Below are 14005 nucleotides of genomic sequence, written 5' to 3' on the forward strand. Positions count from 1 at the left end.
CCTGGTAAAAGCTGGTAGAAGCTTCCAGCTCCAATCCTTCCTGGTAGAGCGCTGTTTTGGCAACCTGGAATGCGCTCCGGGAGCCGGGAAGCCGACCTCAACGGCGCAGACCAATGGAGCGTCTGCGCAGTAGCGGCTGCACTGTCCCGGCTCCCGGAGTAGCCATCCGCTGCACCACGGAAACGAATCACCACGACCACGCAGCGGCACGCCGTCCCGACCCACGAAATGCGCTGCCCCTATCAATTTTTAGCTCAAAGGTAACGGTCCGAAGATGATGCCCACGATTGCTGGCGCCTCAACCGCCCAAGGTCCTAGGTCACGGCCTCTTCGCACCGCCCAGGCTGGCCAGGGAGCACGTTACCCACGCGGGCCCAAATTTGGGAGATCATCGTGTCCACAACGCAATCCGTCGTCCCTCGTACCACGCGCTGCCCCGTCGGGCGTGGCTCGCCCCTCGACGCCGACAACGAGTTCCGTGTTCCGCTCTACACCGCCGACTTCGCCGCGGACCCGCAGGCCGCGTACGCCCGGATGCGTGAGCGGTTCGGGTCGGTGGTGCCGGTCTGGCTGGCTCCGGGTGTCGCGGCGACATTGGTGATTGGCTACTGGACCGCGCTGTCGATCTTGAACGATCCCGAGCATTTCCCCGCCGATCCCGGTCTCTGGCAGCGCGGCATTCCGGCCGAGTGCCCGGTGCTGCCGATGATGCAGAAACGTCCGAACGCGTTGCGCAGCAGCGGTATCGAACACGCCCGGTACCGCGCGGCGAACGTGGACGCGCTGGGCCGGGTGGATCTGATCGCTCTGCACGCGGTGGTCGAGCGCAGCGCCGTTCGGCTGATCAACGAGTTCAGCGGTGAGGGGCGGGCCGACCTGCTCGGCGACTACGCGTTCCCGTTTGTGTTCGAGGTGATCAGCGAGCTGATCGGGTGTGATCCCGATGTCAGTGAGCAGGCCGCGACCGGGATGGCGATGATGTTCGACACCACTGCCGACGCGGGCGAAGGCAACCGTCTGGCGGTGGCGGCATTGGCCGAACTCGTCGCCCGCAAACGCGCCCGCCCGGGCAAGGACGTCACTTCCTGGCTGCTGGCTCATTCGGCTGCCCTGGACGACGAGGAAACGGTTCATCAGCTCTTCACGTTGTATGCCGCAGCGTGTGAGCCGTTGACGAATCTGATCGTCAACACCGTGTCGTTGATGATGACCCGCCCAGACTTCGGAGGCCGAGTTATCGGGGGCGCGGTCTCGACTCGTGACGCGCTCACCCATGTGTTGTTCCGTGACCCGCCGTTGGCGAACTTCTGCATGTCCTACCCGCGTCAACCGCAACTCATCGGCGATACCTGGGTGCCGGCGCATCAGCCGATCGTGATCAGCCTGGCCGCGTGCAACAACGATCCGGCCGTGGTCGGCGGCAACATCTACGGCAACGAATCCCATCTAGGACTCGGCGCAGGCCCACACCGCTGCCCCGCCCGCACCATGGCCGAGCAGATCGCCGGTGACGCGATCGATCAGCTCCTCGACGCCATCCCCGAAATTGAACTCGCGATCCCTGCCGACCGGCTCAGGTGGCGGCCTGGCCCGTTCCACCGGTCGTTGGAAGCGCTGCCCGTCGTGTTCACCCCTGCTCCGTCACTGCCCGTTTCGACCGTCCGCTGAGTGTTAGGCGATCTGTGATGACCGATCTGCAACCCGTCTCTTCTCCTACTCCGATCGTGCTGGATGTCGCTGGCACCGACATCACCGGCGAAGCCATCGCTCTCCGCGACCGAGGACCGCTGGTTCGGGTGGTGCTGCCCGGCGACATCCCCGCGTGGGCGGTCACCGATCCCGAGGTGATCAAGCAACTGTTCACCGACTGGCGAGTATCCAAGGACGCCCACCAACACTGGCCCGCCTTCATCGCCGGACAAGTCCCCGCCGATTGGCCGCAGATCGCCTGGGTGTCGGTGCGCAACATGTTCACCGCCTACGGCAAAGACCACCAGCGATTGCGCAAACTCGTCGGTCCCGCCTTCACCGCGCGCCGGGTGGCCGCGTTGCGTCCGCAGATCAAGATGATCATTCGCAGGCTGCTCGATGATCTCGCCGCTCGACCCGATGGGGCGGTGATCGACCTGCGCGAGGACTACGCCACCCAGGTGCCGTTGCGGGTGATCTCCGCCCTGATGGGCGTTCCCGCCGATCTTCAGGTGCGCTTGCGGGTGTGTGTCGATGAGATCTTCTCCACCAGCCCGCAACGCGATCCACAGGACACCTTCACCGAACTCGTCGACACCCTGTCTGCTCTGGTCGCGCGTCGTCGCGTCGACCCCGGTGAGGACATGACCAGCCTGCTCATCAGCCACCGCGACGAGCAGGCAGACCGGCTCAGCGAAGAAGAACTGGTCCACACACTGCTGTTGGTGATCAGCGCCGGATACGAGACCACGGTGAACCTGATCGACCAGACCGTCTACCAAGTGCTGACCCGACCCGAACTACTCGCTCAGCTGCGCGTCGGCACCATCACGTGGTCGCAACTGATCGAAGAGACCTTGCGCTACGCGCCACCGGTGGCGAACCTGCCGCTGCGCTACGCGGTCACCGATATCGACATCGCAGGCGAACACATCAGAGCCGGTGACGCCCTCCTCGCCTGCTTCGCCGCCGCCAACCGCAACCCGGGCCTGCACGCCCCCAAACCTGACGCCTTCGACCCGACCCGCCCGAACAAGGAACACCTGTCCTTCGGATACGGACCCCATCACTGCCTCGGCGCGCCCCTGGCCCGCTTGGAAGCTGCCGAAGCACTACCCGCCCTGTTCGGGCGCTTCCCCGACCTGATACTCGCCACCCCAGCACACGAGTTGAAACCGTTGGCCAGCTTCGTTTCCCACGGCCACCAGTCCCTCCCTGTCTACTTGGACCGGCCGCACGACCCAGGAGAGCAACACCGTGGTCACTGACCTTCCGCCGTCGTCGCCTTCTGGTGTGGTCATCCCGCTCGAACACGCCCCCAGCATCCGCACCACCACCGACCAGCGCCGCCACGACAACCCGCACTGGCCCACACGTTCCCCCGCCGACGCCGCGACCGCACTGCTGCTCCACGGCGAATGCCTCGGGCACTGCTCGACCAAGGTCGCCGCCCTCATCGTCAGCAGGGACGACTACCGGTACTTCCGCGACCGTGGCCGCATCGAAGGTGACGACTCGTGAACATGGCCATCGCGGTGGTTAACCTCGCCGTCAGCGAATCCGAAACCGAGGACCGAGCGACTTTGGCCGCGTTGGCCGCCTGGCACGGGTGCCGACTCGGCGAAGTACTCACCATCGACGACAACACGTATATGCCCACCACCCTGATCACCCACACCGCCCACACCACCGGGGCCACGGCGATCCTCGCCCCCAGCCTCGCCCACTTCGGCACCGCGGCCAAAGCCCTGGCCCTCGCAGCCAACCTGGTCGTACCCCAGGCCGTCATCCCCCGCGTCCGCGGCTGGACCCCCAATCCGTGAGCCGAAACTCGCAGCTCGACAGAAACGATCACTCATGCACCTGCACCGCATCCTCACCCGCGCTCTCACCGCCGCGATCCTGTTGGCGATCACGATCACCGCCTGGACATGGTGGCCCGAACCATCAACCTCCCCCAGGCCGGCGGTGGTCGACCACCCCGCCACATCCACCGACGGTGGCGATCAGTTCCCCGGCATCGAACCCGCCGAGGCCACCGGCACCGACCCCGTCATCGCGATCACCACCGACTGAAACCGGTCTATCGACCATCGTCCCGCAGTGTCGTCATCGGGCCGGGTTTCGGGTCGCACGCTGGACTGTGCGGAAGGGGCACGCGTCCTCGCAGGAGCTTGTCCGGGCTGTGAGCATCATTCGCGGTAGTCAAGGGGTGCGCCAGGTTCTAAGAATTCTGTCAGGGCAGGGAAAGAAGGCAGAAAGGTGTCCTGCGCTCAAAAGAAAAAGGAGGGGAGCGCAGGAGACCTCCTGAGTGAATGAACTGCCGAATATTCCTCTACAGGATCAAGAAGAGCGCGGCAGAGCCGCGCCACGCCCGACGCCCGGCCTCCGCTCCGCTGTGGCCGGGCGCCGCTGGCGCACAACCAGGTCAGACGCGAATCCATCATCATGCCACCGAAGTCTCTCAGCACTGTGAGCATGCGAAAGCAGCAGGAATATAGGCTGCCGCGCCCCTCCTGGGGCTTGCCAACCGGTCGTGGTGCCTGGGGTCTTGCGTTCGCCTAGTTTCGCATGGCTATGCTTGCTGGTCAGTGGGACGACTTTGTTGCGAGTCTGCGAGATATTCTCGAACCTGTTGTTTCAGAGTGTCAAGATAAGTGGCAGTACTGCGCTTCGCGTCGTCTTCGCTGTAGGTCTCGAGCCCGTAGTAGCTGCGATACGTATTGATGAATTTGTCTAGTGTCTTTCCTGCTGCGTTGACTGCGGCAGCTTTTGCCATTGGGTGTGTAGCCTGCTGAGTTATTGCAGCCAGTGATTGATAAAGTTCTGTGGCTTCACCGACGATCTCGCTGGGGGCATTAAATTTAACTTTGTTGTAGACCTTGGCGAGCTGCGCCATATCATCTATCTGGGATGATACGAGATCGATTTTCTCGGACGCCTTCGGGTCCCCGATGCCAGCTGAAGTGAGTATTCGATCTCGTATCTCGTTAAATATGCCCCGGACGTCGATGAATTTAATAAGGAGCTCACTCGCCTGCGTGTACAGCTCTGTGCATGCCTCGTAGGCTCGCTTTTCGCGCTCGACCTCAAGCTGATGTTCTCGGTCCTCTGCCTTGGTCTTGTCTTCTTGTGCAGCCTTTCGTGCATCACTGGCCTTGCTTGATTTTGCGGCAATTAGGGCGCCGCCGATGCCGCCCACGATCACCCCGATCGGCGTTCCGGCCCAGAATCCAGGCTGAGTGAAAAAGTCTGAGAACGCGCTCATGATCTCGATCTAGGCCTGTGGAGTCAAGGTGACGAAGTTAAACAGATGGTCCATCCGCACATGCCAATCATTCTCGTACGCAGGACGGGATTCGAGTGCGCCATGGCGGAGCCATACCGTTACTCCTGGTCGCGGCCCACCGCTGACCACTCGGTAGTTCAGCAGCTTTATCTGGTAATTCACGCCGCTATCTTCATCGGCATTGGAGAAATTTTGGCCGATATCGCTAGGGTGCAACTCCTCAGCGCGAACCTCTGCACTCTCAACCTTCGCGCGAGTGAGCCCGCCGCTCTGAGTTAATTCGGTCTCGAAGACCTCGATCTTTCGTCCCTCGGGCGGTGAAATGTACTTATCGGGGTTGGCGAGAAGCGTAGCAGCCGCAGTTCCCGGAACGGCTTTCGTTACCGCATGGGTGGAAATCGTCAACTCGGTGTCGAAAGCGATTTTCGACTGCGCGATGTACGCGGCGCTTGCGGGCGTTTCTGCCCATTCAATCGTTGTCAGCCAGAGACCGTTCGGATCTGTAATTACAGGTACCAACTCAAGAATCCGGCCAGGCTGTAGATATCCGTTTTTCGTCCGCAAGATTAGCGTGCCGCGGCTAGACTGGGAGAGGTCTCGTCCGAGAATCTTGTGTTCGTCGGAAAAGGTGTCGTTCGACATTTAACCATCCTGACTCGTGACCCAATGGCAATGCTGACGTACGCGGCAAGGAGGTAGCCCATAGTTCGTTCGACGTCGAACGTATGTGCGTCCTTCATTGCGGGGACACTACACCTAGTGCCTGGCGATGCGCGAACCTACAACATCTGGGCGTGTCGCCTGTTCGTCGTCGGTGATCTGTCGCCGCCCTCGCCGTCAGTCCGGTTGGGGTCATGGGGTGACCTTTCGGGCTCGCCTCGTCGCGACAAGCGGATCCTGACACGCACCGCTGGCAGGGCAACAAGGCTGCGTGCTGGTCGACCTCTGTGGCGATGTCCGTACGTATGTTCGACAGCGAGTGGGTTGGGCTGTATGGTCCTTGTGTTGTCGACTGGCTGTGGGCCGGGCAACGGACAGCAGCACTGCTGGCTATGGGCCGAGTGATGTTGTCGGGTGTGGCACCGCCGACTGGCTTCGGGCCGGGTGGGCTTCACCGGCGCTGCGCAGTTCAGGCTGCTGGCCTCGGGCCGGGCTTCCCGACTTCATCAAAGGGCGAACTATGTCTTCGGAAATCATTGCTGCACTGATTGTGACGGCACCGTACTTTCTCGACCAGACTGACAAGTTGACTGCTCGTTTGCGCGAGTGGTGGCGCAACAACTGGAGGGGAGGCGACGGAAAGTAGTCCCACTGGTGTTGGTCCAGGGATGAGCTAGGTTGCGGCCCTGGACCTCACCTTGGTTACGTGCCTGCTAGCCAAGCCTCGGCTAGTAGTGATTGCCAGCAGGTAGCGTGAGCCGGAATTGGTGGTGTGTCGTAGTGGCGACACGCCGAAGTTGGAGAGCGCGGGGGTCCAACTAAGTCACAACAAAATCGGCAGCGGACTCTATATGGGCGCGAAACCTGCAGTAGTCGAAGGTGGCGAACAGTCATCAAACTGCCTGTTAGAGAGCGAATTCTTTGGAATGGAGATAGTCGATAGTGATCTGTGGTAGTCGTCCTGACTCGTAATGAAAAGGTCGGGGGTTCGATTCCCCCAGGCGGCTCCACGTTCTTCCCCGGTTTCCGGGCCGGTGACGACACCTCACCTCCCCGAGTCACCCCGTTCATCCCGGAACCGCTCTTGTCATGCCTCGTCACAACGCGTCGAGGGGGCTGAACAAATCCCGCGACGCCGCGCGGTCAGCGCACGACCCCGGCGGCTGTGAGGTAGTCGATCACCGCAGGTCGGTCGGCGCCGAGAAACTCGAAGAATTCGCCCGTGAGTTCGCCTCGGTCGGCCCGCTTGGCGCAGCGCCTCGAGGTGTTCGGGATCGGTGACGGTCTCCTCGGGGTCGTCGTCCAACTCGTCGGCGATCCATCCGGTTCCCTCGGCGAGCACGTCGATCTCGCCGCCGTAGCGGTCGGGGTCGGCGGTATTTCTCAGCCCCGAGAACGCGCCGTCCTCACCTCCGAGACCGATTCCACCGGCTGCCATCCCACCAGTACACGAAGGTCACCTCCGAATCGTGGCGGATACGTGGATGGTCACTGGTCAGTCCGGCGGCACGTACCCACGGGGGCGCATCGCTCAGCGGGTCGTATGCCTGATGCCAGAACGAACTGTCCTCGTCGTGGCCGAACAGAATCGCGCGGGAATCCGGGTACCTGATGAGGGTGAACCAGTTGCCTGCACTGTCCTCGTTGGAGATTCGCCCGTCGCGCACTCCCGCCCGGGAAGCGGAGAGATACCTCGAGCCGTCGAAAGCGGCGGCCTTCAGCGTCTGCGCTACTGCGATACGGGACCGAAGCGCGTCCGGTCCCGGTCAGTCGATTGTCATGTGCCGCAACCTGACACCGCGCACCGACGAACCGGTGTCGTGGTTTTCGAACCCCCTCAGGCCGTGGAGCGAGTCCATGCCCACCCGGCGAAACCGCCGCGCCCGGCCGCGTACGTCGGCTTCGGTCGACGGTCCAGTGGTACATGGTTGCGCTGACTGCCCCGGCGACGGACAGAGCCCTCGGATCGTGATCCCCGGCGGCGCTGCGCGCATGGAGGCCCTGACGGTCTTAGAAGTCGAGGTATTTCGCTACCGGGCGGTAGTGGACGCTCGCTGTACAGTCCGAACGGCAAAGTCGAGCAAAGTTGCTGGTCACCATGTGAATCGCTCCACAAACCTGGAGGAACACGCATGCGCAAGCCCAGATCGAAACGAGCTCTGCCTATCGCTGCCCGCGCAATCCGCTTCGGGATCGGTGCCGCCGCAGCGATCGCGATGTCGTTCACCGCGCTCGCACCCACAGCCGCCTCCCCGCCACTCACACCCGCAGCCGCGCCACCACCACTCACACCCGCCGCCGCCCCGCTATCACTCACTCCGGCATCTGCCCCACCACCGGCACCCATCGGTAACGAAAACGGTCCCGATTGCCACGGCTGGAGCGGTTCGAGCGATTGCGGCTGGAGCGGTTCAGCCTGTACCGGATCCGGCGGCACCGGATCCGGCGGCACCGGATCCAGCGGCATCTCGGGCGACTGCGACGACCATAAATCGAAGGTGTGCGACAAGGGCAACACCAATCTCGCCTACAACGCGCTGTCCTTCGGCGCGCTGAATTGTCTCGCCGCCAGCCTCGGCTTCGAGGCGCAAGCGACCAACGAATTCGGCGACGCGGTAGGACTTGCGGGCACCGCGAGACAACTCGCCTCGATGCAAGTGCTGTTCGCAAGTTTCGCCTGCGGAACGAGCGGGCACTGGAACACCGGAGACTGCGTGACAGCATCCGGGGCCACCTTCGACATTCCGATCACCGCGAAGGTCTACTCCGTAGGCAACCTGACCACACCCCTGGCCACCGTGACCCAGACCTTCTCCGTCCCTTTCCGGCCCTCGGCCGACAACACCAACTGCACCGGCACCAACGCGGGCAAGTGGTTCAACCCCAACGGCGCACCGAACCTGTCCGGGTCCCTGCCGAACGGTGGCCGATGCCAGAACTCCATCGCCACCATCCTCACCTTCAACTTCCCGGCCGGCACCACACTGCCCGATCAAGTCGTGTGGACGGTCTCCTACAACACCACCCATTACGGGTACAGCCCTGTCGGTGAAGGCGCCGCCTGCTACTCCACCCCCCTGGGGTGCCCGTACGACTCGTTCAACGTCGGAGCCACAGATTTCCCCAACGCGCCGTACGCCGGAACCGACCTCCCACCGGCGAACACGGCCTACTCCTCCACCGGACAACCGCCCGGCCCACTGACCCAATTCGACATCGGCACGTTCCGACCGCTAGGCGCAATCACAACCAGATAGGGGCACACCCAGTCCCGTAACCGCACTTGAACGAGCCCCCCGGGCCGAACCGGGGGCTCGTTCGAGTTCGTGAACCGACCCGAGACAGACCCACCCGAGGAGTTCGCCCGAGAGCGCGCCTCGCTTCGCGCAGCGCCTCGAGATGTCCGGAGGCGGTGACCGTCTCCTCGGGCTCGTCGTCCGGGGTCGCCGGGATCCATCCGGCACTGTCGGCGAGCGTGTCGATCTCGCTGCCGTAGCGGTCGGGGGCGGCGAGCGAAGGACACCCGGGGTATCGCGGGTTTCACAGTGGTGTCGGCCGCCACCTTCGTGGCGAGGGGCGCCCGGTGTGTGATCCGGCCTGTGAAACGGCTCCGACTCGAAAATTTAACCCGCACGGAAGTTCAGGGGTAAATTTTCCGCGCGACCATCGGTTCATGACAGCGGTCGCCATTTCTTCGCAGTATCCACCGTCGATGTTCGACGGCTACCAGGTCGGCCGCCGGCGCGGTGCCTACGACGAGATGTTCGATCCGGCGGGCCGGATCCGCCCGCCCTATCGGGGTATACAGGCGGCGCTCGAGCGGATGGACGCGGCCGAGCTGGCGGCGCGGTCGGACGCGCTCGGCCGGGCCTTCGTCGATCAGGGGGTCACCTTCTCCCTCTCCGGGCAGGAAAGACCGTTCCCGCTCGATCCGGTGCCGCGGGTGATCGCGGCGGCGGAATGGTCGCGGTTGGAGAAGGGCTTCGCGCAGCGGGTGCGGGCCCTGGAGATGTTCCTCGCCGATGTCTACGGCGCACAGACGATCCTGCGCGAAGGGGTGGTGCCGCGGCGGCTGGTGACGACCTGCCCCAATTTCCACCGCGCGGCCGCGGGATTCGCGCCGCCGAACGGGGTGCGGATCCACGTCTCGGGAATCGATCTGGTCCGCGACGAGCAGGGTGTGTTCCGGGTGCTGGAGGACAATCTGCGGTCGCCGTCGGGGGTGTCGTATGTGATGGAGAACCGGCGCACCATGGCGCGGGTGTTCCCGGATCTGTTCGCCGCCAATCGGGTGCGGCCGGTGGGCGACTACCCGGGGCATCTGCTGCGGGCGCTGCGCTCCTCGGCCGCCACGAACACCTCCGATCCGACCGTCGTGGTGCTCACGCCGGGAGTGTTCAATTCCGCCTATTTCGAACATTCGCTGCTGGCCCGGCAGATGGGTGTGGAACTGGTGGAGGGGCGGGATCTGTTCTGCCGCGACAACTTCGTCTACATGCGCACCACGCACGGCGAACGGCGGGTCGATGTGGTGTATCGACGCATCGACGACGAATTCCTCGACCCCATGCATTTCAACCCCGATTCGGTGCTCGGGGTGGCGGGGATCCTGAACGCGGCGCGTGCGGGGAACGTGGTGATCTCCAGTGCGGTCGGCAACGGCGTCGCCGACGACAAACTGGTCTACACCTACGTGCCCACCATGATCGAGTACTACCTCGGTGAGAAACCGCTGATCCCCAATGTCGACACCTATCGCTGCTGGCTCGACGACGAACGGGCCGAAGTCCTCGACCGGATCGACGAATTGGTGATCAAACCGGTGGAGGGCTCGGGTGGTTACGGCATCGTGTTCGGGCCGGACGCCTCGCCGCGGGAACGCGAGGAGATCCGGCGGCGGGTGGCGGCCGAACCGCGCGGGTGGATCGCCCAGCCGCTGGTGCAGTTGTCGACGGTGCCGACGATGATCGGTGACGGGCTGGCCCCGCGGCATGTCGATCTGCGGCCGTTCGCGGTGAACGACGGGGAGCGGGTCTGGGTGCTCCCCGGCGGGCTCACCCGGGTCGCGATGCCGGAGGGGTCGCTGGTGGTCAATTCCAGCCAGGGCGGCGGCAGCAAGGACACCTGGGTGCTGGCGCCGCGCGCAGCCGCCGACCGGGAGCGGGCCGCCGAACTGGTCGCAGAACCCGCCGTCACCGGGCACACCGATCGCGATCGCACCTTCTCGGAATCACAGGCGCAGCAACAACAGCAACAACAGCAGTAGGAGGCGCGATGCTGGCGCGGAACGCGGAATCCCTGTTCTGGATCGGCCGCTATGTGGAGCGGGCCGACGATACGGCGCGGATTCTCGATGTCACAGTGCATCAACTGTTGGAGGACGCCACCGTCGACCCCGATCGGGCCGCCCGGGTGCTGCTGCGGGTGCTGGGTATCGAGCAGCCACCGGACCGGCTGGATGTGTGGTCGCTGACCGAGCTGGTGGCCTTCGACCGACGGCAACCCGGTTCGATCGTCTCGTCCATCTCCGCGGCGCGGGAGAATGCGCGCGGTGCGCGGGAGGTCACCTCCACCGAGCTGTGGGAGTGCCTGAACACCGCCTACAACGGTCTGGGCGGCGCCATTCGCGCGGCCAGGGAACTCGGACCGTACGAGTTCTTCCGGTATATCGAGGACCGGGCCGCGATGTTCGCCGGGCAGGCCGACTCCACCCTGAGCCGCGATGACGGCTATCGATTCCTGCTGCTCGGGCGTTCGCTCGAGCGGGTCGACATGACGGTGCGGTTGCTGCTTTCGCGCGGCGGCGAACCCGGCGATTCACCCGCCTGGGTGAGCGTGCTGCGCTCCGCGGGCGCGCACGACTCCTATCTGCGCACGCACCGCGGCGTGCTGGATGCGCGACTGGTGGCCGAATTCATTCTGCTGGATCAGCTTTTCCCGCGTTCGGTCTTCCGTTCGGTGCGATTGGCCGAGGAGTGCCTGCGGGAGCTCGATCAGTTGCCGGACGGATCGCGCGGTCCGCGCAACGAGGCGCAGCGGCTGCTCGGGCAGGCCCGCAGCGAACTCGAATTCCTTCCGCCCGGCGTGCTTCTGGACGATCTGAAGGACCGGCTCAGCGCGTTGCAGCAGACCTGCCACGAGGTCACCGAGGCCATCGCCCTGCAGTATTTCCACGCCGCGCCGTGGGTGACGTGGACCGACGCCCACCGGCACGACGAGCCGGCGCCGGTGCTGGAGGGGAAATATGCGGAGAAGGTGATCGGATGAGCCGGCGTCTACGTGTCGTGCACACCACGGGATTCGCCTACGAGTCGGCGGTGACCGGGTCGTTCAACGAAGCCCGGCTCACACCGCGCTCGGACGGCCGCCAGAACGTCATCCTGAACCGGGTGAAAACCGTTCCGGCCACTCGCCCCTATCGCTACACCGATTACTGGGGCACCGCGGTCACGGCATTCGATGTGAACGCCCCGCACGACGCGCTGGAGGTCTCGGCCTATTCGGTGGTGGAAACCGAACCGGCGGCGGTGGTGGACCGGGGCGGGTGCGACTGGTCGGACCTGCGTTCGGAGCGCACCCTCGACACATATGCGGAATTGCTCGCGGCGACCGCGTATGTGCCCGACAACGCGGAACTGCATGCGGAGGCAGCGGAACTCGCCGCCGGAGTCGATCCGGCACAGGCGGTGACGAGGGCGACGGAATGGGTGCACTCGACCATGACCTATGTCCCGGGCACCACCTCGGTCCACACGTCCGCGGTGCAGGCCTGGACCGACCGTACGGGCGTGTGCCAGGACTACGCTCACCTGACGCTGCTGTTGCTGCGCGCCATGGGAATACCGTGCCGGTATGTCTCCGGGTACCTGCATCCCGACCCGGATGCGGAGATCGGTGTCGCCGTGGCGGGGGAGAGCCACGCCTGGATCGAGGCGTGGACCGGCGAGTGGTGGGGTTACGACCCGACCAACGCCACCGCGATCGGCGAACAGCACGTTTCGGTCGCCGTGGGCCGTGACTACGCCGATGTGCCACCGCTGAAGGGCATCTTCTCCGGCGGCCGCTCGATCGACCACGAGGTGGTCGTGGAAGTCACCCGCCTCGCCTGACGCATCGACGCCGCCACCGGAGAGACGCGCGGTGCCGTGCGCCCATGTGCTCGCCGACAACGCTGCGGAAGGGGTCCCGACTTCTCTCGGCCCGCGGTTTCGGCATGTCGGGGTCGGGGGCGTTTGAGACGGGGTGGGCGGGGTAGTTCCGGCCCCGTGCCGTGGTGGTGCGGTGTCGAATCGAGGAGGCCTGAGTCATGCCGTTCAGCACGCTCGGAAGTCTGCTTCATCGTTCGAAGGAAGATCTCGGTGAGCCCGGCGAGATCGTCGTCACCGTGCCCGCCTCGGCGGAGGAGATCTTCGACGTCCTGGCCGAAGGCTGGTGGTACGGGCTGTGGGTGGTCGGCGCCTCACACATCCGGGACGTCGATGCGCAGTGGCCCGCCGTCGGTTCCCGTATCCATCACGGCGTGGGGCCGTGGCCTGTCACGTTGCACGACACCACCGAGGTGATCGCGGTCGAGCGGCCGAACCACCTCGAATTGCGGGCCCGCTCATGGCCGTTCGGGTCGGCCTGGGTGCGACTCGAGCTGCGGCCCGCGGGGGAGGGGCGCACCGATATCGCGATGGCCGAACGGGTCAGCGGCGGGCCCGCGCGAATGCTGCCCGGCGGGCTGCAGGACGCGATGCTGGCTCCGCGCAACCGGGAATCGTTGCGACGTCTGGCCGACATCGTGGTGGGGCGGCGGGCCGATGGCAGGCACGAGGACGTCGGCGAGCCGCAGGGGCCGCGCTGATCACCAGGGCGACTACTGTCCTCTCGTCTTCTTCCCGGCCGTGGTGAGCAGCAGCCGGAGCGCGTGTTCGACGGTCTGCGCGAGCACGTCTTCGGGCTCGCCGTCGAACTTCCGGTGGGAGGCTTCGCAGGATTCGTCGGTCGCGACGGCGAACCACACCGAGCCGGGTTCGTGGCCGTCCTGCGGATCGGGCCCGCCCGCGCCGGTGACGGCGACGGCCAGCGTGGCGTCCATCATCTTCGCGACCCCGCTCGCCATCGACTCGGCGGCGGCTTCGCACACGACCGGGCCCGGCGGCACGTCGAGGACGTGATGCTTGACGTGCCGCGAGTAGGCCACGATGCCGCCGCGGAACCATTCGCCGGCATTCGGGGCCGCCCCGAGCGCGGCGGCGAGATTGCCCGCTGTCAGCGATTCCGCGACGGCGATCTGCAGACCCGTGCGCGTCGCGATGTCGGCGAGTTCTTCGGCGAGTGAGTCGGCTCCAGCCATACCTGCGTCCTTCCGGCTTCCGTTCCCGC

13 protein-coding genes are annotated in these 14005 nt (G+C 65.0%); 10 read left to right on the top strand and 3 right to left on the bottom strand.

The genetic code is table 11. From position 1 onward, the window contains the following. Positions 1-393 precede the first annotated feature (393 nt). Genes ON26_RS01425 through ON26_RS01445 form a run of 5 tightly spaced genes read left to right on the top strand, consistent with a single transcriptional unit; the run spans position 394 to position 3765 of the window. Positions 394-1668, top strand: coding sequence for a cytochrome P450 family protein (locus ON26_RS01425; protein WP_040794094.1), 1275 nt, complete (start codon positions 394-396; stop codon positions 1666-1668). Between the two features lie 17 nt (positions 1669-1685). Then, the gene (locus ON26_RS01430) at positions 1686-2957 is read left to right on the top strand and encodes a cytochrome P450 family protein (protein WP_040794095.1); all 1272 of its coding nucleotides are present in this window, start codon (positions 1686-1688) and stop codon (positions 2955-2957) included. Between the two features lie 25 nt (positions 2958-2982). Then, entirely contained in the window at positions 2983-3210 is a 228-nt protein-coding gene (locus ON26_RS01435) for a hypothetical protein (RefSeq protein ID WP_040794096.1), read from the top strand. Beyond that, on the top strand, positions 3207-3512 hold the full coding sequence (locus tag ON26_RS01440; protein ID WP_157171747.1) for a hypothetical protein: 306 nt from the start codon (positions 3207-3209) through the stop codon (positions 3510-3512). Before ON26_RS01435 ends, ON26_RS01440 begins: the two co-directional genes overlap by 4 nt. A gap of 34 nt (positions 3513-3546) precedes the next feature. Next, positions 3547-3765, top strand: a complete 219-nt coding sequence (locus ON26_RS01445) for a hypothetical protein (RefSeq protein WP_040794098.1) — start codon at positions 3547-3549, stop codon at positions 3763-3765. Between the two features lie 499 nt (positions 3766-4264). Here ON26_RS01445 and ON26_RS33065 read toward each other — a convergent pair whose 3' ends face one another. Together ON26_RS33065 and ON26_RS33070 are read right to left on the bottom strand one after the other, a co-directional pair. Next, complete coding sequence (locus ON26_RS33065) at positions 4265-4957, bottom strand: hypothetical protein (protein WP_157171748.1); 693 nt, start codon at positions 4955-4957, stop codon at positions 4265-4267. Between the two features lie 9 nt (positions 4958-4966). After that, complete coding sequence (locus tag ON26_RS33070; RefSeq protein WP_157171749.1) at positions 4967-5620, bottom strand: hypothetical protein; 654 nt, start codon at positions 5618-5620, stop codon at positions 4967-4969. Between the two features lie 2150 nt (positions 5621-7770). Here ON26_RS33070 and ON26_RS01460 point away from each other — a divergent pair. The 5 genes from ON26_RS01460 (at position 7771) to ON26_RS01480 (ending at position 13484) form a co-directional block, all read left to right on the top strand. After that, entirely contained in the window at positions 7771-8895 is a 1125-nt protein-coding gene (locus tag ON26_RS01460) for a hypothetical protein (RefSeq protein WP_157171750.1), read from the top strand. A 455-nt stretch (positions 8896-9350) separates the two neighbouring features. After that, entirely contained in the window at positions 9351-10904 is a 1554-nt protein-coding gene (locus ON26_RS01465; RefSeq protein WP_083883649.1) for a circularly permuted type 2 ATP-grasp protein, read from the top strand. 8 nt (positions 10905-10912) lie between these two features. Continuing rightward, positions 10913-11905: an alpha-E domain-containing protein gene (locus ON26_RS01470; RefSeq protein WP_040794103.1), complete on the top strand. Its 993-nt coding sequence runs from the start codon at positions 10913-10915 to the stop codon at positions 11903-11905. Next, on the top strand, positions 11902-12747 hold the full coding sequence (locus tag ON26_RS01475) for a transglutaminase family protein (protein WP_040794104.1): 846 nt from the start codon (positions 11902-11904) through the stop codon (positions 12745-12747). The genes ON26_RS01470 and ON26_RS01475 overlap by 4 nt, the downstream gene beginning before the upstream one ends. Before the next feature lie 197 nt (positions 12748-12944). Then, complete coding sequence (locus tag ON26_RS01480) at positions 12945-13484, top strand: SRPBCC family protein (RefSeq protein WP_157171751.1); 540 nt, start codon at positions 12945-12947, stop codon at positions 13482-13484. A 12-nt stretch (positions 13485-13496) separates the two neighbouring features. On the opposite strand, the gene ON26_RS01485 is transcribed toward ON26_RS01480, so the two are convergent. Continuing rightward, a complete protein-coding gene (locus tag ON26_RS01485) occupies positions 13497-13976 on the bottom strand; it encodes a CinA family protein (RefSeq protein ID WP_040794105.1) in 480 nt (159 codons plus the stop codon). Positions 13977-14005: the final 29 nt, after the last annotated feature.

Origin of the sequence: Nocardia higoensis NBRC 100133 (assembly GCF_000308595.1) — a bacterium.
Taxonomy (GTDB): domain Bacteria; phylum Actinomycetota; class Actinomycetes; order Mycobacteriales; family Mycobacteriaceae; genus Nocardia; species Nocardia higoensis.